At 60.9% G+C, this 24,447-nt stretch carries 15 protein-coding genes; 6 read left to right on the forward strand and 9 right to left on the reverse strand.

Features of this window, described 5'->3' with window-relative positions; translation table 11 throughout:
* Nucleotides 1–42 precede the first annotated feature (42 nt).
* Nucleotides 43–1,506, reverse strand: a complete 1,464-nt coding sequence (locus C8J40_RS11510) for an RES family NAD+ phosphorylase (protein WP_132897157.1) — start codon at nt 1,504–1,506, stop codon at nt 43–45.
* An 837-nt stretch (nt 1,507–2,343) separates the two neighbouring features.
* On the opposite strand from C8J40_RS11510, the gene C8J40_RS11515 reads away from it, so the two are divergent.
* Complete coding sequence (locus C8J40_RS11515) at nt 2,344–3,201, forward strand: hypothetical protein (RefSeq protein WP_165911435.1); 858 nt, start codon at nt 2,344–2,346, stop codon at nt 3,199–3,201.
* A gap of 64 nt (nt 3,202–3,265) precedes the next feature.
* Here the strand turns inward: C8J40_RS11515 and C8J40_RS11520 are convergent, their stop codons facing one another.
* Nucleotides 3,266–4,729 carry a HEPN domain-containing protein gene (locus tag C8J40_RS11520; RefSeq protein ID WP_132897159.1) on the reverse strand — a complete coding sequence of 488 codons (1,464 nt, stop codon included), beginning with the start codon at nt 4,727–4,729 and terminating at the stop codon, nt 3,266–3,268.
* Between the two features lie 337 nt (nt 4,730–5,066).
* On the opposite strand from C8J40_RS11520, the gene C8J40_RS11525 reads away from it, so the two are divergent.
* A complete protein-coding gene (locus C8J40_RS11525) occupies nt 5,067–5,567 on the forward strand; it encodes a TIR domain-containing protein (RefSeq protein ID WP_132897160.1) in 501 nt (166 codons plus the stop codon).
* Nucleotides 5,568–5,570: 3 nt separating this feature from the next.
* Nucleotides 5,571–6,446 carry a macro domain-containing protein gene (locus tag C8J40_RS11530; protein ID WP_132897161.1) on the forward strand — a complete coding sequence of 292 codons (876 nt, stop codon included), beginning with the start codon at nt 5,571–5,573 and terminating at the stop codon, nt 6,444–6,446.
* Nucleotides 6,447–6,959: 513 nt separating this feature from the next.
* On the opposite strand, the gene C8J40_RS11535 is transcribed toward C8J40_RS11530, so the two are convergent.
* From C8J40_RS11535 to C8J40_RS11565, 7 genes are all read right to left on the reverse strand, one after another.
* Nucleotides 6,960–7,295: a hypothetical protein gene (locus C8J40_RS11535; RefSeq protein WP_132897162.1), complete on the reverse strand. Its 336-nt coding sequence runs from the start codon at nt 7,293–7,295 to the stop codon at nt 6,960–6,962.
* 27 nt (nt 7,296–7,322) lie between these two features.
* Nucleotides 7,323–7,892, reverse strand: coding sequence for a hypothetical protein (locus C8J40_RS11540; RefSeq protein WP_132897163.1), 570 nt, complete (start codon nt 7,890–7,892; stop codon nt 7,323–7,325).
* A complete protein-coding gene (locus tag C8J40_RS11545) occupies nt 7,861–9,618 on the reverse strand; it encodes an SIR2 family protein (RefSeq protein WP_132897164.1) in 1,758 nt (585 codons plus the stop codon). Before C8J40_RS11545 ends, C8J40_RS11540 begins: the two co-directional genes overlap by 32 nt.
* Before the next feature lie 146 nt (nt 9,619–9,764).
* The gene (locus tag C8J40_RS11550) at nt 9,765–14,294 is read right to left on the reverse strand and encodes an NACHT domain-containing protein (protein ID WP_243693348.1); all 4,530 of its coding nucleotides are present in this window, start codon (nt 14,292–14,294) and stop codon (nt 9,765–9,767) included.
* A gap of 7 nt (nt 14,295–14,301) precedes the next feature.
* Nucleotides 14,302–15,138, reverse strand: coding sequence for a GIY-YIG nuclease family protein (locus tag C8J40_RS11555; RefSeq protein WP_132897165.1), 837 nt, complete (start codon nt 15,136–15,138; stop codon nt 14,302–14,304).
* Nucleotides 15,138–15,965 carry a hypothetical protein gene (locus C8J40_RS11560; RefSeq protein WP_132897166.1) on the reverse strand — a complete coding sequence of 276 codons (828 nt, stop codon included), beginning with the start codon at nt 15,963–15,965 and terminating at the stop codon, nt 15,138–15,140. Before C8J40_RS11560 ends, C8J40_RS11555 begins: the two co-directional genes overlap by 1 nt.
* 10 nt (nt 15,966–15,975) lie before the next feature.
* Nucleotides 15,976–16,827 (reverse strand): hypothetical protein, encoded by an 852-nt coding sequence (locus C8J40_RS11565; RefSeq protein ID WP_132897167.1) that lies wholly within the window; start codon nt 16,825–16,827, stop codon nt 15,976–15,978.
* Between the two features lie 180 nt (nt 16,828–17,007).
* Between C8J40_RS11565 and C8J40_RS11570 the strand changes: the two genes are divergently transcribed.
* From C8J40_RS11570 to C8J40_RS11580, 3 genes are read left to right on the forward strand one after another with little or no spacing between them, the layout of a single operon-like run.
* Nucleotides 17,008–19,656: a PD-(D/E)XK nuclease family protein gene (locus C8J40_RS11570; protein WP_132897168.1), complete on the forward strand. Its 2,649-nt coding sequence runs from the start codon at nt 17,008–17,010 to the stop codon at nt 19,654–19,656.
* A complete protein-coding gene (locus tag C8J40_RS11575; RefSeq protein WP_132897169.1) occupies nt 19,656–23,063 on the forward strand; it encodes a UvrD-helicase domain-containing protein in 3,408 nt (1,135 codons plus the stop codon). The genes C8J40_RS11570 and C8J40_RS11575 overlap by 1 nt, the downstream gene beginning before the upstream one ends.
* Nucleotides 23,060–24,313 (forward strand): phospholipase D-like domain-containing protein, encoded by a 1,254-nt coding sequence (locus C8J40_RS11580; protein WP_132897170.1) that lies wholly within the window; start codon nt 23,060–23,062, stop codon nt 24,311–24,313. Before C8J40_RS11575 ends, C8J40_RS11580 begins: the two co-directional genes overlap by 4 nt.
* Nucleotides 24,314–24,447: the final 134 nt, after the last annotated feature.

The following is a 24,447-nucleotide window of genomic DNA, read 5'->3' on the forward strand; positions in this document are numbered from 1 at the left end:
ATTAAGCCTACGCGATCCACCATATGCAAGCGACGGCGTAGATCAGAACAGGTCGTGCTTCTTCGAGCGATGCCGATGCACAGCGTAATCAGTCGTGTCGAATGTTACACCGGTCACATGACGAACGATCAGCGTGTCCCTGTTCATCCTGAGATACGGCTCGCGTTCATCCACGTCAGGATCGAACCAGAACATCTCTGGTCGAGAATCCGTCATACTTCCCAAGGCAAAATCCGTGTCGGGCTCGGGTTCAGCCGGAGGCTCAGCCGCCGGGGGCATCTCTTCCATCACGGTGTAGTCCGGCTCTGGTCCATCGTCACTCGACTGAAACTGGTGCACCGAAACCTTCACATCCTCTGGTATCTCGATCGCCTCGACCCGCGAGGCGTGGTGGAACAGCACCACGTTCCGTTTTTCCCCCGGCCTCTGGACAGACTTGAATAAAATACCATCGAGACCTGGCGCCGGCCGTCGCGCGAGATAGTCGGCGATCATCTGCGTTATCAGATACTCCGTCGGCTCATCGTCCGGCATAACCGGGATCGTAATGCGGTCGCCCAGCCTGCCTAGGAAACGCGCCAGCGAGCGCTGCTCGGCATATGCCGAATCGAATACGCTCCCATCGAAATAGACCGCCTCCAGCGCCGACACGTCGAGCAGTCTGACCGTCCGGAGCAGCTCAAACTCGCCGACCAACGCTCTGCTGCCGACCGGCGGCCGAACCTCGGCAAGCGCAATATCCCGGTCGTCCGCGCCATAGAAGACCGCGATCCCATGCGCGTTCATGCGCCCAGCCTTTGCCCGGTTCGCGGGCGGGGGCCCGAGATGCAGATCCGGCCTGATCATCGCCTCGTCGAGTTCATGTGAATGATGGAAGGCCCGGGCACGGTTGAAACACCTGATCGCCAAGTCCGGCCCCGCCTCCACCACGACCGATCGACCATCATGGGTGAACAGCTTCTCCAGATCGTCGAACAGCCGCTTCAACAGGCTCTCAGCCTGTGGATTGAAATAGCGCGACCGCAGCTTCAACGACCGCTCCAGCCCATACCATTCGGCGGCGATTTCGCCCGAACTCGGCCGCTTCCATTCATAGTGGCTGTCCGGATCAAACTCGGTCTCTTCCCCCATCTGGGCCGACTCCCAGTCGCCATGTCGATCCGAAAGGATGTCGAGCACGTCCTGGGCAACCTCCTCCTCCACGACGGCCGCCTGTCCAATGACGTCGATCACCGGCTCGCCGTGGCGATCCCAGTCGTAGTCGATCTCTTTGTCGCGCAGCAGCATCGATTCATACATGTCGGGCTGATCCGAGGTGCGCTGGTAGTGTCGATCGAACGCCCCCTCGACGTGGTCAGCGAGGCCCTCAACCGAGATGCAGGCCTCCTCGTCGTCAGCGCAGTAGGAGCACTCGCCGACAGCGCCATCCTTCACAATCAACGCCTTGAGATGGCTGTCGCCGACGCACTGATGACAGATGCGCTTTCCGTCCTCGTCATCCGCCATTCGAAGCCCTCCCTAACATGCAGGGCCGACAATCGACGGTCTTATTTGCGGGCGCCACCATTAATTCAGGTCGGTTGAATTTGGCATGTGCCCGAAGCTGAAGCCAATCCAGGCCGACGGCAGGCGCTCAGAACATCGCCCAGGCGTAGCAACGCAATCGCCCGCACGGCCGTTCATAGCCACTGTAAAGCATGCCTCCAGCCCCGCCTGTTGATTTTATTGGGTATTAGTACTGCACGAATATCATTCCACCTTGACTTCATTCAGCACCCGTGCGGACTGTTACGCAATGCCGCTGTCTCCTAAAGCCCAGGCAGAAGTTGCGCAGGATTAATTTCAACTGAAAAGGAGAGCATCCATGGCACTTAAACCGGGTCCAAAGCCGATAGCAAAATCAACAGGGAAACTGGATCAGCGCCGCCGTGATAACAAAACCACACCAGGGAATAAACCGTCCCTCAAACCTAGCAAATCTAGCAAGCCCCCAACTAGAAGCGAAAGGGGGTATCGTTAATCCTCCCTGCTAACTCTGGAAGCCGATCACTTCTACGTTGGATGACGGGTATTGCGACGGAAAGGCCGGTTAGTTCCGACCAAGCCCAACCCTTCTCGGTTGAGGCTGCTTGGGCATGAGACCGCAAAGCGCCCGGCTTCCGCATGCTACAAGGGAAAGCTGCCGATCCGCTCCTGACGAGCCGAAATTGGCGGCTGAATGACTGAGATGGGTCGTTCATTGAAGGTGAACGTCGAATCGTGGGACAAAGGCGCCGTTCCCCGCATGTTTTCGGAACGGCAGCCTTTGCCGCGACCTGCCATTTGCAACCCTATTATGTCTCGATGATCAAACGCGCTATTTCTGGCAGCGGGTCGCCTGAGACATGTGCTTTTCGTTTAGTTGAGGTTGGGTCACCATCAACGACCGGCCGCAAAGCGGCCGTCGCTGCTTCTTTCATTGATAGGGAGTGGGCGGGTGCGAAACGTCATGCTAGCCCGCGTGCACGTTCCCTTTTCCGGCGTTTCCGCATGTCTTTCTACTTCCCACGTGTTCGCCCCGAGCTACATACCCAAGCGCTCTGGCAGCTCCGCGATATTTACGACGTGTGGCAAGCCGACAGAGATTCCTGGCACGAAGCTGACACGATCTGCCTGTGTATTATCCCAACGCTTCATCTCCTAAGCTTCCCCACCCGCTCCATCCGGCAAACGGTTCAACAGGTCCGGGATGAGGATGGCCTCGGCATGAGGCCGGATTTCAAGATCGGCTTCTATGGCAACGAGTTTGGCATTATCGAGGCGAAGAAGGTTTCGACGTGTCTGAACGCGCCGCATGGCTACGAACATTCCTACAGTCCCATCGACCAGACCTTGCGCTATTTTGACCGGTTGGGATCCAGGTACGCTATTGCGACCAACGGCCTCGAATGGATCGTATTCCGGCAGGCGAGCGCGTACGCCGAAGAGTTTTCCTGCAAGTACGAAGCCATTCGCATAAATCTTCAGTATACGATCAAGTACTACGATCCGGATCTGTTTGACGAGTTTCTATACAATTTTGATTATTTCCGACTCATGCGGGGTGGATGGCCCAGTTTTGGCAGCTCATTCCAAAAACGGGTTCAGTTCCAACGAAACAGCGGCTTGGTGGACGTACTGATGCAGGATTTCTCATGTGACAACGAGTATGTCTCATCCTGACCTCTAGGAAAATCTAAATATTATCGCGAACACTCCGCACCCTGTCCCTGCAGCGACTATCGTCTTATGGCTTAAATGTCGGAAGTGATACCCGAAAGTCATCGCGATCATCCGCGCCGCCTTGCGTCGCATACAAGTCGAGCTTAATGCCGTACTCCGTGATAGCGACCGCTGCGAGACTCTCAAGTCGTGATCGTTCGACGTCTAATTGCCCATTAACGGCAAGGATTGAACCGTGAGCGACTTCAGAGCGAAGCTTATACGTGTCCTCGACGAGCTTCTTTAGGGTCATCCCCGGCAGCACCTGTTGGGATGCTGGGATGTCATGCAAGCGGGCGACGAGTTCGACGATGCCTCTGTCCATCAGCCCACCGCAAAGCACGTCGAGCGAGATCACTAGCATAACCACAGCGGTGAAGTCGGCATCGGAGAGGCATGCACGTCCGAACCAATGGCAGGCGTTGAGCCAGCGCTCCGCGAGTTTCGGGCAAGGATGCGCGGAAGATATGTTTGTCGCCGCCTCTATGCAGCGCCCCGCAGCTTTGAAGAGCGAGGTATACGACGTGATGATTGTTTGCGCTAGGTGAGGCGCACCGCTTACGCCGGGTCGGTTCATCTGCCAACGTCGTGACACGTCAGCCCCCTGCAACTGACTGACCCCGTCGGCCGATAAAGGGGCGGCATCATCTGATGCAGTGCGGATCAGATGCCGGTGACCCTGCGCAAGGACAAGCCGGATGGTGTCGAGCGCTACACGCGTCGCGAGGAGGCCACGTTTATTTGAGGCGTCCCGGCCGAAGCCGATCACGTGCGCGCTAGCGATCCACTGGTCAGGGTGTGCGAAGCGGACCATGGAGCGGGCGTCTGAATTGCGCCGCGGCTCGGCAGCTTCGCTATGGAAGCGAAAGGTGCCCCGCCAGTTTGACCAAGTCAGCTGCCTTGCCACGAGCCCTTGCAGCAGCGCCTTCGCACCCGCGAGCCAGGAGCGTCCGTGCAGTCGTCGGCCAGCCCACAGTAAGGTCAGCGGCTCTCGCCACTCCGGCTCCGAACCGAGGCGAGCGCCGACTTCATCGGCCCAAGCATCTCGCGGGAAGAAGCGAACGGGGCCGATTGAGAAAGGCTCGAGTTCCTGACCGACGAACAGCCAGACTGCCGTGTAATGGACAAGATCCATACCGGCTTTGCCTCCGACCTCCTTGAGCCTGTCGCGCATCATTGACCATCTTTTCCTCGGGTCGGCCTCGTGCAGTAGCGCGTCTAGGTTGGCGCCGATGGCGTTCGAAACGGTCACGCGCCACTGGTCTCGCGTGACGGTCAGCTCGATGGTCTTGTCATTGATACGGAAGCGGTCGGCGATCTCGCAAACGGCGTCGAGTGCCGCGTCGGTGGTTGGGTATCCGAGCCCGAGAAATGCTCCGAGCGGCGGGTAATTGCCGGCGGCACGAGCTCTAAACTCTGGGGTGGTTTCGTCTTGGCAGGTAGCGGTGTCGGCCAAGACTTTGTCGAGGAGGTTGGAATAAGAGGCCATTGCCGAGTCTCGTATCCTACCGTCGGAGCGTAGGCGAGTGGCAGCTTTATACAGTACCGCCGTTCGCACCTGGACCATCAATCGGCGTCAGTTGGTCGACTGCCGCCAAAAGCGAGATCGACGCTTCTTGGAACAAAACTGTCGTTCCCACGTCACAGGCTGGGCATCAGCTCTTGTCAGAAACCGACATTCAGCTCTTGTCCGCACGGCTTGGCGACGGAGTGCCTCTTAATGCCTAGCGCGGATTTGCAGATAAGCATGGCAGGTCGATTTCATTGCCAGACGGTCCGGCCACGATATAACTAAGCACGGGCATGATCGTGCCGTGGGAGGGGTGATGGCATACCGGAACAAGACCTACATCGCTTTCGATGGCGACAAGGACATGCACTACTATCGCCTGATGACAGCGTGGTCAGCGCACGAGGGGTTCAACTTCGAAATCCATAACGCGCATGACCTCAACACCGCACGCGATTCTAGCCAAGAGGAAAGTATCAAGCGCCAGCTCCGCGAGCGGTTTGTGAATTCCAAGCTGTTTTTGGTGTTGATCGGCGAAAGCACCCGCTACCTGACGAAATTCGTGAGGTGGGAGATCGAGACAGCCATCAGGCTCGACCTGCCGATCGTTGCGATCAACATCAACGGAAGCAGGAGTCAGGACGAGCGTTGCCCGCCGTCAATGAAAGACGCGCTGGCAGTCTATGTGCCATTTAACGAAAAGATCATAACTTACGCCATGAATGATTGGCCATCGAGTCATGCCGCTCACCGCAGGGGCGGCAAATCAGGATGGTTCTATTACTACGACCATGTTTACAAATCACTCGGCCTGTAGCTAATGAAGTACTTCTTCAAGTCCATCGCGACATATTCTTTCTGGCGCTATGCCCTATTTTCAGGGGAAGCGCTCGCGAAGTTGCTGGCCACGGTTGGCGCTCTATATCTCTTCATGGAAATCCTAGACTTCCTAGGGATTTATAATAAGAATCAGTATAGCGCCTACGCGATCTTCCCGATGATTGCTTTTGCAATCATCTACGTTGTGGTCACCCGTCGCCCGATTACGCGCGTCTCTTACAAGGTGCCGGGCCGTGACTATGTCGTGGAGGTCCGCATCGGCGACATTTTCGCTGGCACCAATGATGTTGTCGTTAGCACCAACACGACCTTCGACACGAGCATGGCGAACGGGCTGATAGCGACGGACAGCTTGCAGGGGCAGGTTGCGACCCGCTTCTTTCAGTCCAACACAGACGAGATCGACAAGCAGCTACAGATCGATCTAGCCAACGCGAACGGAACACCGCGAGTGGACGCGCCCGGCAAGGGAATCGAATATGCCATCGGCACGGTCGCTCGGGTGAAGGGCCACGGCCGGACATTCTATTTTGTCGCCATGTCACGTCTGAATGCGCAAGGCACCGCAAGCACCACAATCCGGGAGGTGGAAGATGCGCTATCCTCTCTTTGGGCATTCATACTCACGCACGGGGAACTCAAGAACCTATCGGTCCCGCTGATGGGCACCGGCCGAGGGCGCACTGGATACCCGCGAAAGAAGATGTCCGAACGCATGGCGCAGTCGTTCGCGGACGGGTCGAAGGATCAGGTCTTCTCCAACCGGCTGTCAATCGTCATCCGCCCAGAGGACGCTGAGAACTTCGGCGTGAATCTCTATCAGATACGAGACTACCTCGTCCAAGGCCTCCACTGACCGCCTAGGTTGGGCTTATCGGTGTTCATGCGGCCCAAACGAAGCATGCTTTAGAGACACTTAGCTGTGGAGGCCATCAAGGCGCAAAGCCGACCGGTTTACGCGATCCGAATGGCGGCTTTTTGCAAAAGCCGGCGCTCACATTGACGACGCCGAATGTCTTGAACTGGTCGTGAGCTGCCGCGGCCGAACTGCCGAGGGCAGACCCAAAAACGGCCATCCGCGCAGCAATATTCGTATCTCGATTTCCGCCATTCGATCATGAGCAAATATCGTGGACGCAGCCCCATCTCCGCTGGCCGAAGGCGAGCGAGACATCGAACGTAGCTCGGGTTTGCGAAATGTCGCTCTTGTTCGTCGAGAGCGAACAAATGGCACGATCCGCAAACTAAAACGGCCTATGAATTAATAGCAGCCGCCTCCGTGGCTTGATAGTATATCTTATATTAAATCGATTAGTGAGATGCATTGATATTCACTGTGCACCGAATCTCGCGATTCTTTACGTCTCCCCTAAGACACAGCGGCTGAACCACGGGCGAGCGATAACGTGATTTCGGCACCGTCGAACTCTACATAATCGCATGTCTCGAGTGCGATGCGGCCATCGCGGAATATCGGCCACAAGGTCCAATCGCGCTCGTCGAGGACATCGACATAAAGGATATCGTAGGGCCGGTCGGGGCGAACATCGAGCAATTGATCGAGGCTTTGCGCTACCAGGATATGGTTCGACAGCGCGACGTCACGGTTCTCTAGTAGCAGGATGGTCTCGTCACCGTTGGCTCTACGCTCGGCAAGCTTCTCCAGTTTTTTCTCAAGGGTGATCGACAGCCGGGACGCCCGCATACCCTCGACGTCTAGTCCTGCATCGCGCTAGACGAAGAAGCGGCCAACATGCCGCGCGCTGTCGGAAAACGAAGCTCTCCGCGACATGGTCAACGGTATCCCGGCGATTATCGTTGAGCGTACACCTTCATGGTACGGCACGCCGCGACGCTCGACCGCCTCCGGGCCTGCCGCGTGAATTTCCTCGGCAGCCGCAAGGCACCAAGCCGCTATGTCTGCCTGGACGGCCGCGTGTCGGCGACGGTGCAGTCCGACACACGGTTCGATCGGGAACGTCAGATAATAGATACCCAGATGCGGAAGCCGGCCTTCGACTGCCTCCACGATCGGCGCCGCAAAATCGGAAAAGTCCTTCCCGCTGTTGATCTGCCGCTCGAACGCTTCAACGATGGTGTGCTCGATCGCAAAATGCCGCTCGCCGATTGAAAACAGGCAGTCCACCTGACGGTCGACGCCATCCTCTTCGGGGAAACGAACGTTCTCGCGGAGAGCACCGCATTCCGCTTCGTAGAAGCGGATGGTGGCCTCGCAGAGCTGCCGCTCATATTTGATTGGAGGCGGCATATCAGTGGAAGCTGAGCTTGGATTGGAAAGCATGGACCGCAGCGATATTCGCCTCGATGGTCTCGCCGTTCTGGGTCAGCACCGGACACGCGGACGCGAACGCCTTGCCAGCGAAGCGCACCTCGCTACCCTTTAACCCGGCGATGATTGTCGAGAGATTGTCATGCCGGTAAGCGGCCCAAGCACCGACGGGCACCCAACCGCTGTTGCTGACGCCGGCAGCAAGATATGCCAACGCGAAATAATACTCGAACGTGTCAAAGAGGAGCAAATAGTCCTCGTCATCGGCAACGAGCGGGTGGAACGTCGATCGCAACGTGTTGTGCAACCAATCGCTCATCGGCACGTGCCGCGGCTGACCGTTGAAGAGGCCGAAGAGCATCGGGCGATCAATGAGATGTGGCGGCGCGAGATGTCCGACTGCCAGCGCTTTCTTGTTGTTGATGGTCGGCGTTCGCGCGGTCAGTAGTCTTGAAAGCAATGCTGGGCGATCTGCCAGCAAACTTGCCATGCCCGCGGCGTAAAGCATGAGCGTCGCCGGATAACCGCGAAGGCTTGCCCAGGCGGTATATTGCGACCCGTCGTGGAGATTTTCTTTGCCTACTTCCCCGATCGCAGAAACAAGCAGATCATCCTGCTCGCCGCGCGACCAGCGAGCGATCGTGGCATTCAGGCCGATGATCGTCGTGGCGGCAGCGTCATACGCCTTCACGCGCTCAGCTGTCGTGTCGACACTCGGCACGACAGCGCCGTGCGCGGGAAATTTTGGTCCCCGCCAAACTGCGACCGCATCCTTCAGCACGTCCCGATAGAGGTCATGCAGGCGGATACGCTGGCTGTCGTCGGCAAGATACCGCTTGGCCGCACCGATCGCCGCTTGGACGCTCAGCGGATGCGGCCGATCAAACTCTTCGAGGCCGTGAACACGAGCGAGAAGGCCTTCGAAGAAGCCGTCGGCAGATGTAATCGCGACGGTCTCCGCCCGTCGGCTTGAGATGACGGCTTTCGCTTCCTGAGACGGCTCGCCGACAGAGGTCCAGAAGCAGGCATAGCGCCGGTTGGTTGCCCGCTCGATAACCGCTCGCAGTGCGGTATCCCAGGTTGCCGACCAGCCGCAAACGATCAGACCGAACTCGTCGATCACGCGTTCGACGAGTGATTCCATCGCGGGATCGTATGCGGAAAGTTCCTCGTCAGTGTTTAGGATCCGCGTGTCGAGATAGTCGCCGTGTACCTTGATGATGCAGTGCTTCTGGTGTGTTAGCGGGATCATCCCGGCCGCCTGATCTGCGCTCCCGATGACGACCGGCACGATCCCCCGCTGCTCAAGCGCCTGTTCGAGCAACCGGTCGAAGTTTGTCGTCACGACGACCCTCACCAAACCGGCTGCCATTAATTCCGCGATCGCGTGATGCGCAGCCGTCGGGAGTTTGAGACCCTGCTCGCGCTCCTCCTCAGTCGGCTCGAAATAGCCTTTGAGAAGCTGCTGGCGATCAGTTTGGCTGCGACACAGGGAGTCCAGGAGCTCCGAATAGTTGGCTTCCTTCCCGAAAGTCTCTGCGTACCAGCGATCGGGCGCGTCGCTTGGCGAGACATCCTGGGCAGCGGCAAGGCGCCGAATCAAATCGAGGACAACTTCCCAGCCGGTCGGAATTCCTGCCGCCCGAGAGATACCGGAACCCAGCATCAGGCCGTACACGCCCGGACTGGCGCGTAGGGAGAAAGCCAGAGAGACCAAGGGATCGAGAGTTTGAAACACGCTGCTTGAATCCCGTTTTGTTCTGATTGGCCGTAGCTTTCTCGGCTATGATAGGTTTCTCGCGTTTGTGGACAAGCAGTCTTGCGTGCTTTCGGAAGGCAAGGGTATCCGGTCCGAAAACCCCGGTTCGATAAGATTTCTCATGTTTAGACGGGAAATTGTCGGACATGGCTCCGCCACGGGGCGTGAGTGGCCTTAAGAATGTCAGTGAGGTAAAGTCGCTTGTCGCGATTTTTCGCGGACTCTTTTGCCGTCCGCTCCAATTCGTGGCGAGCAGCGTGCCAGATCGCCTTCTCTTCGCTCGGCAATCCGTCGCGCCCTCGAGCTTCAACCGCACGCTCAAGCAATTCAATAGCGCGATCGTCCGCACATGCCATGAATAAAAGCAGCGCGGAGAACGCTAAATCCGGATTATTCCCAGAAAGAAACTTCGTCCGCCAGTGTTCGGCCGAACGACTACGCTGATAAGCTTCTGACGAGATCCTGCGGACGTCGGCCAGCCAGCCCTCGAGCGGAAGCGCGTTGGCTGCCGCCCAAAATTCGTCGCCTGCGGGGCTGGGATCAAGAAACCGGCCGAGAGTGAGAGATCGACCGACCTCACCAGCTGTTTTCGCGAACAGTCCGCTATGCATGTGCCCTAAGAGCCAGTCGGTCCGTCCGCCGTCAGCTGCCCAGCCCGCCATCGACGCCAGCGCCGCGTCTGTCACCGCATCGGCGAGAATACGGTCACAGTGGGGCGTCAGGTCTGCGGCAGCGCTGTAGAAAGGAAGGCGCTCGAACTTCTCAAGACTACTCCAATTGCTGTCACGGTAGGCGGGATAAAGCACGTTCCAGATCCGCACGCCGTCTGCCGGACGGGTCTCCATCACCGCGCGAAGCGCACTTAGCACCGGAAAGCTACCAAACCCGAACGCATGCTCGGGACCTCTCTCCAGCAGGGCATCGAGCGCCGCGACAAGATTATCCCCCCGTTGTTCGGCTAGCACGCGCATCGCCACCTTGGAGTCGAACCACGACGGGACGGCGCCTACCGTCTCGGGGAAGCTTTGGGTCGCTATGCCTTCCAGAACGACCGCCTCGAAATGGTCAAGGGCGTCGCCGTCATCTGGTGCATCCTGCACTCGGGCGCCCCACGCCAGCGGATCGATCCGCTGCTCGAGATCTTGAACGGTGAGGTGCCTAGCCGCGACAATCATCGCCAGTGAACCATTAGCCCCTTCGCTACGCTCCATGTCGGGAGACCATGACCAGCCGCTGTTGACGATAGCTCGAAGCATCACGGGATTTTGATCATATCGTGCGAGCGCCAGAAGCCGCAGCCGCGTCGTCGGCGTGTCGGTGGCGATCGCTCCCATGAGCGCCTCGGCGAATGCAGGCGGCATGGCGCTACGGTCGACCGACAGCACATAACCGACCCAATGCTCGCGATGGTCCCCCGTGATTTCGCTTACGAGATCGCCGAAGTCGGTCGCTGTCGGAGTTGCAAAGACGGCAACCTCGTCGGTGTAGAAATTCGGGCCATGGGGATCGCTCTTAAAGATCGCTATCTGCTCGGCAGCGGTCTTGCCCGCCAATCGAGAGATCTGCGCATGCAGCCACCCGTCGCTTTTTCCGGCGCCGAACTCGCGACGAATGAACGGCGTCGCGACGCTGGCGAAAATCGCATGGGTCTCGGCATCGAGCAGCGGCCAGAATCGCTCAACTTCGCTTGCCAGGCGAAGCAACTTCCCTTCGTCCACGTTCCCGTTTTCATCCAGCCGCTGCGGGGCTGTCTCGAAGATGCGTCGGATCAACCGCGTCAAAGCGTCGGGCGCCCAACGGGCTAGCGCAGGCATGCTCTGTTCAAGGGCGAAGTCGCCAGATCCCTGGGACAATCCGGCCGAAAATACGTCGAGCGCGTCGGTGGAATCGGCGGCTTCGGCGAGCTGATCCTGCTGGTCGGGACCCAGCATCACATCTGGGCGATAGGCCAGATCCTTCAGAGCTGAATAGCGATAGAGCGGCTCATCGTCAGTTCGAGCGGCCCCATCTTCCGGCAGACGCACCAGCCCATCATCGCCGACAGTGGCAACGCGGCCAAAGATCCGTCGCCGTGGCGTGGCGTCTAGGCCCGCGACGACAGCAGCCGCCTCGGGTGTCGCGAGCGCCTCCAAGAGCAGATGCGCGGCCTCGACAGCGACCTCGGTGCCCGTGGCTAAAAGCGTATCCGCTACCTGCGATATTGCTGATGCAGTTGCTTCTCCGTCGATCGGATTGATCCGGAGAACCCAACCCATCCCGTCATGCGGTCCGAAGGATTGGCTGATCGCTCGGGACACCGCCCAGCTCATGATAGCATTCAGAAATGGAAGTCGCGGAAGCATCGAGAGGATGCCCATCGCGCGCCCAGCCAGAAATCCATATTCCCGTTCGATCCCCTCGGGCGTCTCTACCCGCGCAACCGTGGCCGTAAGCACGCCAGCGAGCCCGGGCTCGACCTGCTCCCAGCTGCTTCGACGGCCCTCGATCGCGGCATCGACGCTCTCGCGCGCTGCTTCGGGTGAAGCATTGCGCTCCGCCATCATGACGCGCTGGTGATCGGGCCAATAATAGCCGAGCCAGCGACAGAGCCGCGCCTCCAACGCTCGCCGAAAAGGAACAAATCGCGCGGCATCGGCGAATGCCGTGATGAACAGGTTCTCATCCCGCGCGGAGCGATTATGAACCAGCCAGATTCGCTCCGCCAGATCGAGAAACAGGTCGGGTTTCGCCGGGATCAGCCGCTCCAAGGCCTCATAGTCCGTTCGACCGAAATTCTGCTGGAAGAACCAGTCCTGTGCGAGCACCGCGAAGGTCTCTGAGGGGCCATGGTCGCGCAACATCGCCGCTGTGACCGCCCAACGCAGGATCGCGACACCCCGATCGGTCCCGCGCAAGGGCTCCATGAATTCGGCAAGCCGCTCGGCATGCCCGGACCCTGCGGCGTCGAGTTGGCTGTTGAGAGCCAGCGCCAAAGCAAACGGCATCCGATCCTTCTTGAGCCGAAACCTCGAAGTCGATCCCTCCACATGCTCGACCCAACGCCCAGAGATGATCTCGTCCAGTGCCGTTCTCAGTTCCGATCCTTGGGCGCCGCTCTCACGTCCGAGCGCTTCGGCAATCTGAGCCCTCGTGACAGACGCGGTGGCGTCGGTGTCATCGTCGATCGCTGCTCGAAGGCGCTCACCCTCGCCGATCAGAAACTGCTGAAAGTCGGCCTCCGTCGGGCCGAGGCTCGATCCGTGAAGCCTCAGCCGATGCCGCCAATCCTCGTAGATGAGGCGCTCGATGGTGATGTCGCCGCTTTCCTCCAGCTCGCGCCGACGCTGGATCGCCAGCTGACAATAACGGGGCACGCGCATCAGTTCGATGAGCGCGGTCGACAGTTGAGCCCGAGGCGCGTGATGACGCGCGAGCATCTCGTCGAGCTCGGTATCGCTGAAGTCGGGGACCAGCATCTCCGAGGCCCGCGGACTTAGGTTGGCGAGCCCCTTGAGGTCGACGTTCCAATAATGGGTTCGACAAGTGACAACCACCGCAACGTGCCCGTTCAACTCGGTGAGCAGCGGCTGCAGCAGGCGATGCCATTCGAGGAAGTTCACGTTCTGATTGAGTCCGTCGATCACCAGCAGGATCGACGGCTTTGCCGTTTTAAGACTCGTCCAAAGGCCGACTCGGCGCGTCCAGAAATCAACGTCACGCAGCCCGATCCGGTCGGCGAGCAAGCGCCCAAGGAGGCGGGCGGGGGGCTCGGAGGGAGAGGGCGCCAGGTCTCGAGCCGGCGCGACGATCGTCAGGGGCAACGCATCCGGCTGACCAGAAATCTCCTGCCACCATGCAAGCAGGCCCCAAGTCTTGCCGACACCTTCTTCTCCCAGGAGGGCCAACGGCGAAACGGGACCAGCTGACCACCAAGCGGAAACCGCGTCGATGACCGCCTGCCGTCGCACCCGCACATTTCCCGGCGCATCAAGGCCGCCATAACAGTGAAGACGTGAAACGGCGGTCTGATCGTCTTGGAAGGAGCGCCGCAGCCAGCCGGCAGCCTGTTCTTTCGCCGCGAAATAGCCGACATCCGGACGGTGGAAGGGCTCCAGCACCATCGCGCACCGATTTTCGAAGGTGGCTTCGGCCGCGACTGCAGCCAGATAATCCACGACCGGTGCCGCACTGCCCAGATGCTTTGCAACCGCTGCCGGCGCAGCAGCTGCGAGGATCGCGAGCGCGCTAGGCTTACCCTTTCCCTCAATCGCATCGAGGAGGCCAATAGCGATCCCGAGTTCCTGGCCGGTCTTCTGCAATTCGACGAGGTTCGTTTTGCTAAACTTGCCCGTCGTGGCCAACACCCACAAATCGAGCGTCGGGTGATGCTGGACGGCATCATAGATCTTACGACGAAGTTCGGCCAACGACACTGTCGTCGAACCGTATTTTTTCCCCTCAAAACCAATCGACAGCCGGTTTCCCGCTGGGTCGTTCATCCCATCCGAGCCGCCTTGATGCCCGGACTTCTGCAGTAGGAATCGCTGTTGAAGAACCTCCTGGAGGCAATCAGACACAAAACCCTCGAACCCATTGTCACCGGTATTCGGCAACGCTTTCATAGCGGCGACGAAAGGTTGGGCTGCAGGCAGCGCGGAATGGGAATGCGTAGCCATCAGGTTCCTAGTTTCGGTTCAGGCCCATCTCGCGGCTCTGGAGCTTCCGTTTCCAAAGCTGCTCGACGGCGATGATATCGTCGGAAGACGCGGCGCTACCGCTAACTTCGAGTATGCTCACTTGATAATCAGTGGGCTCGCTGCTTTTCAGCCCGAGATTTCCGCCATGGCCGTCCTGCGCATAATTCAGCCAGCGTCCCAAAAAGCCGGCCTCGCCCGTTGCCGAACCAACATATTGCTCCTTGGTTCGGGCGGACGTCAGCAGATAGACACCCCTCGCCGCCCGAAGAGCTGATAGCCAACCAGCCGGCAGGACAGGGACTTCCGACACGTTCGCCATGAAATGCGTGAAGCCGGGGAACTTCTCCTCCTCGAAAGCGCGTGTCAGCTGGACGATCTGCTTATTCTGGCGATCGGCCCTCTGGACCCAACTGCGCGCGCCTGGCCCCCAGTCGATCCATAAGCGACCGCTATAGTCATTCAGGTAACTCGTAAGCTCGGTCTGGTACTGATCCATCTGCGACGTCGTAAGGGCGATGCCGGGCACGCCGTGAAGTGGATCGATCCAGGCATCGTCGGCAGCGCCGACGATCTGGGTCGAATAGATACCGACAAACAATGTCCCGCCGGTCGGCGGTGCGACGAAGCTCGCCCAGAACGGCGATGCGAGTACCGCGCGGTTACCGATGGTCTGGACGCTCTGATAATCCTCGAAACAGGACCGTTGATCGCGCCACAAAACGTAGGGTGTCTTGCCGTTTGGTGCCTTCGTCTGGTGGCGCAGAAGGCGGACACCCGCAGGGTCCAACCCGGCTTTGGCAATCAGATCGGTGAACAAAAGCATCAGCTCTCCTCGCCGACCGGATTGTTCAGCCTGCGAAGGAAGGTTCGGGCGGTCACGAGCACGATATGCAGGCGGAATGTGGAGTGATCCTCGTCGGACAGCCCGGGATGCGAGCCGTCCGTATGGAGCATTTTGAAGAGACCATTGATGTAGCCCTTCGCATCGTGCGTCCATTCGTTGCGATCGACCGCGAGAAACCCAGTCTGAGCAAGGAGCTGGCGGCGATTTTCGGAGGTCGCAAGATGGGTCGCGCGCGCCGGCTCTCGCTGCAGCGCGATTGCATCGAACAAACTTTCGAGGAAGGTGCGCAGCTGTGCGTTGCACGCAGCCCAACCCCCGCGAGTGTGGGCTTCGATCGCCTGGTCGAGGTGCCCGGCCGACATATGAAACTGAAACGCGCGCAGCAGCTCGTGCACCTCGCTGTCGGTCCCAGGCAAGTCGACCTCTTCCGACAAGGCTGCGCGAAGGCGGGGGTGCTGGCCGCGCTCATCCTGTTCGATCACGAAGCCGTCACGCGCGAGACCGCGTAGCAATGCCGTTTGCGCGGGTGTCTTGAGACGCGGGTTGATGTGGTGCAGCGCTTCGCGGACGACAGCCTCTCCCAAAGTTACGCGGCCATCGACGGTATCCACCACATCCGAGGCACGCTGAATGACGATCCGCCCGAGCATGCCCACCTTCTTAGGCACGCTGAGCCCTGTTCCCTCCGGGATCACGTCTTCAAGACCCAGCCGGAGAGTCATCTGATCGAAGCCCGCCTGGGTGTAACGCTCATGGATCTCGGTGGCGGCGATAAGCGTGGGGCGGGTGAAGGGGGTCAAGCGCATCGGACGTCTTTCAGGGCAGAGTGGCAGCAAGATCCTCGAATGTCATGAAGCGGACGCCGTAGCTATTAGAGAGCCAAGCGCGATTGGCGGGGTCGAGCACCGAGTTGGTGGCATTGCTCCTCCCCACATCGGCCGAACAGAAAACGTCGATCCCATAAGCGATATGCGCAGCAAGGCTGTCGCCGTCCGCCCATTCGGCGAAGGCGCGCTCGACTTGCCGCCGCTGATGCACGTCCGCCGCCTTGTCCAAAGCCGCAAACCACGTCGCATCGGGTCCCGAGGCAAGGCTCACACCCAGCGTGCACAGCTGGCTGAACCCGAGCCCCCGCGCCTCGATCTCGCGCGAAACGGCAAAGGCGCTGTCGATCCAGGCCGACAGCGCCGCGCCTTCGCCCCTATCGAGATAATACTCCCCCGTTGGATCGGTCAGCCCAAACGCGCCGATACGCGGAACGTCATGCAGGACTCTCACGCCGAGCGCCTTGGCCGCCTGAATCCGGGCGACCACCTCAGGGTGCAAAGGCGGACGCTGCGGCTGGCCGGCCTGCAACGTGACCCCCGTAGTGATCACATCGAAGTCGCCGTCACCCAACATATCAGCGAGCTCCTTGGGAAGGTCGGACCGTTTTGTCATCTCGGTCGGATGGGCGGTGCTTGTAACCGTCGTTCCCGCAAACACGGCCGCGCGGTCCTTCTTCATAATCCCCTCGACTGTCAGCATCGTGACCGAGTAGAAACCCTCAATCGCCCCGCCCTTCAGAGCCGAATGAACCTTGGCCAATTCCGCTTGCCGCGGGTCCTTCGGGAATCTCTCCGGGCGGCATGCCAGGTCGAGAACATTGGTATCAAATGTGACGCGCAATTGGCTTTCGTCCTTCTGCCAGGGTCGATGCTACAAAAATTGTGCGCCCGCATGATCCTCGAACAACTCGCCCGCTGCTAGAACGTACGTCGCGGTTGCTAGGGATCACGCGAGCCCGTCGTTGATCCAGGCTCTCCTGCCATCTACTCTCGAGAGATTGGCAACATTTGAAAGTGTTTCATGCAGCGGCAGACCTATATCGTACACGGTCGGCTCGCGTCTCGTGAGATCCGTCTCGACGCCGCCCGCAACCGGCACCACGGCACCCAGGTAATGGCGTTCGAACAACTGGCGGCACGCCTCGCCGGAGGCTTCGCGCAGCCCATTGACGCCGAAACGCTCCGCGACGTGATCCAACGCGTGCTTCCCGATACCGATCTCGGCGAGCTCGACACCATCAAGCTCTTGCCCGGCATGGTCGGAGCCGCGGCCGACACGCTGCACAAGGTCTGGCGCACCGGCATCGATCTCTCGGCCCGAGCGGCAAGCCATCCCCGGCTTGCCGCTATGGCGACGCTCGAGGAGGTCGTGCTGGCGGCGCTGCCGCCTGCCATGCTCCGGCCTGTCGATCTGGCCTCTCAGGCGATGGACCGCCTCCAGCACGCGCCTGCGCTGTTCGGGGAGATCACTATTCAGGGCATCAGCGAGCTGTCGCCGTGTTCGCGCGACCTGTTGTTCGGCCTGGCGAAAGCGGTCCCAGTTCGCTGGCACGCCGGCCCGCGCGCGGTGCCCGCGTGGCTCGACGGCTCGCTTGTCGAGATCGTCCGATCAGCGCCGGCCACACCGCAGATCGAGGCGGTGAGCGCCGCTAACGGCTACCACGAAGCGATCGAGGCTCTGCGCTGGGCGCGTGAACTGATTGCGAGCGGCACGGCCAAACCGTCCGAGATCGCGATCGCGGCAGCGGCTCCTGCAGCCTACGATGATGAATTCATGGCACTGAGGGCCGACGCGAATATCGATCTACACTTCGTCCACAGCATCCGCGTCGTGACGACGCGTGACGGTCAGACGGCCGCCGCGCTCGCCGACATTCTGGTGCGGGGCGTGTCACAGCCGCATCTGCGACGTCTCGCGACGTTGCTGGCTGGAAAGGGACTGTTCAAGGCTCTGCCAGATGGTTGGCAGCGCGTGCTCCCACCCGATGCGCCGCTCTCCTCCACCGACGCATGGTCGCGGCTCCTTAGCGCGCTGACGCCCGATCACTGGCCGGACGGCACCGACCACGCACCGGCATTGCGCGCGATCGTCGACACGCTTTCGGGTGGCATCCCGCACGCAGAAGAGATCGGGCGCGCGTTCCTTTCGGGCGGTGCCCTGCGCATCTGGCGCAAGGCCTTGCTGGCCGGAAGCGCTGCAGCCATCGATGTCACCATCGACAGCCTTCGCCAGGAAGATGCCTGCGAAGCGTGCGTTTCGGTCGCCTGGATGCCGGCCTCGGCACTGGCGGCTTCGCCACGCAAATTCGTGCGCCTGCTCGGTCTCACCTCGACCGGCTGGCCGCGGCGGATCTCGGAGGACCGCCTGTTATCGGATCACATCGTTCCGACCAGCGAACTGGATCCGCTGCCGGTGACCGCCGCCGATCGTCGCGACTTCGAGACGATCCTTTGCACTACAGCAGCGCAGGTTGTGCTGTCCCGGCCGCGCCGCGACGGTGAGGGCCGCCTGCTCGGAAAGAGTCCGCTGCTGCGCGGCCAGCCCGAGGCCCGCTACGTCCGCCGCAACCGTCGACCCGCACACGCGATGAGCGAGACCGACCGCCTCGTCGCGCGTCCGGCCGATTTTGGCGCCGTTGCGCAGGCGCTGTCAGCGACGGCATGCTGGCAGGATTGGCAGCGCCCGACCGTGACCGCCCATGACGGCCTGGTGCGCGGCGACCACCCGGCGGTGCTAGCGGCACTTGAACGCCCACAGTCCGCGAGCTCGCTCGCCAAACTGCTGCGCAACCCGCTCGGCTTCACTTGGACCTACGCGCTTGGGATCAGGGCACCGGAGAGCGCGGAAGAGGCGTTGGTACTGGATGCCCGGCAGAGCGGCATCCTGCTCCACGACACGCTGGATCATGCCGTGCGGTTGCTCGAAGGCGAAGGAGGATTGGCGCGCGCGCGACCGGATCAGGTCGTCGCGGCGATCGAAGCTGGTGCCGCGACGGTTATGGCACGGTGGCAGGCCGAGCAGGCCACCCCGCCGATCGTAGTGTGGCGGCGGACACTCGAGGATGCCAAGCAGGCCGCGCTGAACGCGCTGCAGCATCCCGAACCACCGCTTGCAGATCAGAAAAGCTATACCGAGGTGCCCTTCGGCGGGCAGGCTGCGAAATCCGACGGCGCGGTTCCGTGGGATCCCGCCACACCGGTCGCGATCGCTGACACCGGGTTCCGGATCTCGGGCTATATAGATCGCCTCGACCTTTCGGGCGATGCCGCACGGGCGCGCGTGCTCGACTATAAGGGCGGCAAGCTGCCGCCAAAGCCGGTCGTCCTGCAGGGCGGCAAGGAGCTCCAGCGTTGCCTCTACGCTTATGCGGTCAAGGCGCTGCTCGGCGACGATATCGAGATCGATGCGGCCTTACTCTATCCGCGCGATACCGAGGCCCGCCATCTCGACGCGCCGGCCGACGTTCTGGAGGAGCTTGCCGGGCATCTGCGTGCGGCGCGCGCGAGCCTGCTCGCAGGGCGCGCGCTGATCGGCCCAGACAATGGCGGTGATTATGATGATCTGAGCTTCGCGCTGCCCGCAAACGCCCCCAACGGGTATTGCCTGCGCAAGCTCGAACCCGCGCGAGCCGCTCTCGGCGATGCGGCCATCGTGTGGGAGGCAATCTGATGACTGGTACGACACCCGCCCCGCGTGACGAGACCGCGCGTCTCGCTGCGATGACCGCCCATGATCGCTCCGTTCTAGTCGAAGCCGGAGCCGGTTCGGGCAAGACCGCTGTCATGGCCGGCCGCCTTGCCCTGCTGCTGGCCTGCGGTACCGCCCCCAAGGCGATCGCGGCAGTCACCTTCACCGAACTCGCCGCGAGCGAATTGCTCGCGCGCGTTCGCGACTTCGTGGATGAGCTGCTCGACGGTAGAGTGCCGCGCGAACTGGCTATTGCCTTGCCGGACGGTTTGTCGGCAGAACAGCAAGCGAGCCTTGAGGAGGCGGCTGCCGCGATCGACGAGATCACCTGCTCGACGATCCACGGCTTCTGCCAGCGGCTCATCAAGCCCTATCCGGTCGAGGCTAATATCGATCCGGGCGCGACGCTGATGGATCCGGCGCAGGCTGAGCTGGTGTTCGGAGACATCATCGATCGCTGGCTGCGCGACACGCTCAATGTCGGCGACGAAAGCCTCGTCGCGGAACTCGTCTTCCAGAACCCGGCGAAGGCAACGGAGCTGATCGCAACGGCCGCCGCGGCGCTGCGCGACAACCGGGTGCTCGTACCGCCGGCCTCCGGCCCGATCCAGCCGCTTTCGGCAGCGTTTCGCACCGCCACGGAGGCGTATCGCGCCTTCGTCGTTGGCGCGGCCGCGCAGGAAGAAGAAAGCATCGCCGGCGCGTCGGCCTTTATCGAGATGGCCACCGGTGTCGCGTTCGCCGAGACGGACGAGACGCCGTCGGCGCTCGTCGGGCTTCTGACGTCGCTCCCGCATTCTTCGCTCTGCACCGCCAAAGGGGCGTTCAGCGTCTACAAGAAAAAGGGGAAATGGGAGGCGGCGGCAAAGGCCGCGGGCCTCGCCAAGGCGGAAGGTGGCGTGCTGAATGCACGCGCCGAGGAGCTGCATCTCGCCTGCTGTGAGGCTTGGACACGTTTGCGGCAGGGCGCTGCGGCGCGCGTTCTGGCGGAGCTGATCAGCGCGATCCAGCCGATCGCGGATGGCTTTCGCGATTACAAGCGCTCGGCGGCCCTGCTCGATTTTGACGACCTGATCTTTGCCGCGCGCGATCTCCTGCGCGACCATGGCGATGTTCGGGACGCACTATCGCGCCGCTACACCCATGTGCTGGTCGACGAATTCCAGGATACTGATCCGTTGCAGACCGAGATCTTCTGGCGGCTGTGTGGCGATCCGACTCCCGGCGCGGATCCGCTCGACTGGGCCAGCTACCGGATCCGGCCAGGCGCGCTGTTTTTGGTCGGGGATCCCAAGCAGGCCATCTACCGATTTCGCGGTGCCGACGTCGCCGCCTATGTGAGAGCGCGCGAGGCCACCCGCGCGCTCAATCCGGGCGATCTGCTCTCGATCTCGACGAATTTCCGGTCCTGTGCCGCGATCCTCGCTTATGTGAACGAGCGCTTCGCGCCTCATCTTACAGAGGAGAAAGGGCAGCCCGGCTTCACCGCGCTCGACAGCTTTCATCCCGATCACGAGGAAGGACTGTGCGTCGCAGCGCTTCCCGTTGCCTGCGCAGACGAGGACGGCAAGGCCAAGGCGGGCGTGCAGCGCGACTGCGAGGCCGAAGCGGTCGCTGAGATGTGCAGCCGCCTGATCGGCAGCCAGATCATCGTGGATCGCAAGACCGATACGAAGAGGCCGTGCCGCCCCGGCGACATTGCATTGCTGGCCCCAGGCGGCACCGAATTGTGGCGCTACGAGGAAGCGCTCGAGAAGCGCGGAGTGCCGGTGGCGACTCAGGCAGGAAAAGGGTTCTATCGCCGCCAGGAGGTGCAGGACCTCATCGCGATCGCCCGCGTACTGGCCGATAGTCGTGACACGCTCGCGCTTGTCGCACTCCTGCGCGGGCCATTGGTCGGGTTGAGCGAAGAGCAGCTGCTGGACCTCGTCTGGAGCCAGCCGCGTGATCCCGAGCGCCCCGACACCCGACCAAGGCTTACGATCCATCTCGAGGCGAAGGCGATCGGGGACCCATATGCACGCGACATCGTCGAAAAGCTGCAGGCTCTGCGCCGCGGGATGAATGCGACGACCCCGCACCAGCTTCTCGCCGAAGCCGTCGACCTGCTCCGCGTGCGCCCCATTTTGCTCCAACGCCACGGCGGGCAGGCAGAGCGGCCATTGGCGAATGTTGATCTTTTCCTCAGTCTCGCGCAGCCCTATGGCGTGCGTGGCATCAGAGCGTTCGCCGACGCGATGACCGCTGCCTGGGAGGGGAAGGCACGCTCGGCGGAAGGCAGGCCCGACGCACAGGAAGAGGCGGTATCGCTGGTGACGATGCATGCGTCCAAAGGATTGGAATGGCCGATCGTCGTACCGATCAACACGATGACCTCGGGTAACGACGTGCGCGATCCGATCATCGACGGCGACACCAAGACAATCTTTCTGCCGATCTTCGGCGTCGCGCCCGCTGGATATGAGGACGCAAAGGCCGCAGAGGTCGCCGAGCGAGAGCGCGAGCGCCTGCGTCTCTGGTATGTCGCAGCGACCCGGGCGCGCGAGCTTCTCGTCTTGCCTAAACTCGACGTACCGCCGGCGCGAAGCAGCTGGAACGCCCTGATGGACTTCAACCTCGACGGATTGCCCTTGATCGCCATCGATCACCACCCACCGGGCTTCGAGACGGTCGATAGCGATCCGGAGAACAGCCAGACGCGCGAGACGTTCGCTACCGAAGCAGCTGCCGTAATGGCAGCGACGACGCGCCTTCGATGGATCGCACCGAGTCGTGACGAGGATCCGGAAGGACCTCTCGAGGTAGTATCCGAAGCGCAGATCGTCGTGGCCTCCGACGATGCGCCCTCGCCGGACACGGCGATTTCGGTGCAAGGCGGACGCGAGCGAGGCCTGGTAATCCATAAGCTGTTCGAAGAGGTGCTGACCGGGGAAACCGCGGACGATTTGTCCACACTTACCGCCCGGGCGGCGGACCTGGTGCGTGCGATCGGGGGCGAGCCAGCGACGGACGCGATGTCGGGTCTCTCTGCTGAGGAGATGGCCGGCACGGTCGCAAAGACCTTGAAGCTTCCGGAGATCGCCGCGCTTCGCCCCAGACTCCTGGCCGAACTCCCCATCTATGGCCTCAGCGAGGATGACGGCGTCGACCTCGCCACCTTCGGAATCGTTGATGCGTTGTGCGTTGACGAGGACGGAAAGCCGGAGCTTGTAATTGACTGGAAGAGCGACGTCAGCCCAACCACCTCAGCGTCGGATCACTACCGATCGCAGGTCCGCCGTTATTTGGAGGTTACCGGAATTCCGGAGGGTTTGGTCGTGTTCGTGACTACGGGCGACATGCTGAGGGTGTCCGCACCCGTCCTCACACTCTCGATGGCCCAGACTTGAGCCACCAACCTCGCCTTCACGTCGAGCCCGCAACGCTCATTGCGAACGATGCGCCAAAGGATCATGCGAAGGCGATCGCTGAAATAATCGCGGACGCCGACGAGATCATGATCGCGGTAGCTTTCCTCAAGCTTGGGGGTGCTGACTTTTTAGCGGGGAAACTGTCGAAACGTCTTAAAGCTGGCGCCGTTGTCGAGCTGTTTATCGGCACCGACTTCTACCTAACCCAACCCGCTGCTTTGCAGCGGCTCCTTGAGCTCAAGAACCAACATCCTGCCTGCAAAGTGAACGTTGCGGACCAGGCATCGGCAACTTTTCATCCAAAGGCGTACCTTACGCGGCGAGGGAAGTGCTACCAAACTCTCATCGGTTCGGCGAACCTCACTCAGGGCGGATTGAAGTCGAACGACGAATTGTCGATGTGCGTCACCCATACTACAGGAGACGAGTTTACACGCGCCCTGTTGGATACCTTTAATCGATATCGGGTGGGAGAGCGCTTCCAGGATCTAGATCCACTGGTCCTTCAGCAGTACGCCTCGAGGTTTGAGATAAATGAGCGCGAACGGAAGAAGTTTGAGAAGACGAGAGATGCCGCGCTTCCCGCTGGCTTCGACCTTCGCGTAATCGAAGCCTGGTACGCGCGATACCTTGCTGATCCACAGGCGGTTTTAGATCTCGCCGAACGGAAGAAGCGCCGATCGGAAGCTTTTAAAGTTCAGAGGCGCATTGCCGCGCTGAAAAATGGGCGGCTCGATCAAGCCGCGCGGACCGCCTTTCAGGATGGGCTTCGAGATCTAATGACCACCAAAGGAGGCCGACATCTATGGGGGTCGGGCGACATCCATCGGAGGGGCAGCGAGGCTCTAGCCCACCCGAAGCGGATGATCGATCTCTTCGCGTCAGCTCAGGCTGCCGCGCAACGGCCGCCCCGTGAGGGTTACGAATTGATCCGCAAGCTTGCCGACCCAATCCCAGGCGTAGGTCTCAACATGGCGACTGAGATCCTCTGCAACTTCGCGCCGGACCGTTACGCGATTTACAACGGCAACACGGTAGGGGCTTTAGGGGCTCTTGGCATTGCCGCTCCCCAGTTCGCCAATTTTCAGGCCATCGGGCCGGCGCGATATGAGGGACTTTGTGCCACCATTAAAGCCTTGGGCGCGCGACTTGGCGGCGCAAATTTTTCGGAATCAGACGCCTTCCTCAACTGGCTCTACTGGAAAACCAAAAAAGCTAAGCTCTCATGATCAGCATGTGCATCGGCGCAGCCAGCGAGACGCTCCGCGAGGGCAAGCTTTGGCTCCGCCTGCGCTTAAACATGGGGCGGTCTTCACTCGATTGATCTTCTCGATCAGGGCGTGTGAAACGAGAGAAGCGTTTG

Origin of the sequence: Sphingomonas sp. PP-CC-3A-396 (assembly GCF_004343105.1) — a bacterium.
GTDB lineage: Bacteria > Pseudomonadota > Alphaproteobacteria > Sphingomonadales > Sphingomonadaceae > Sphingomonas.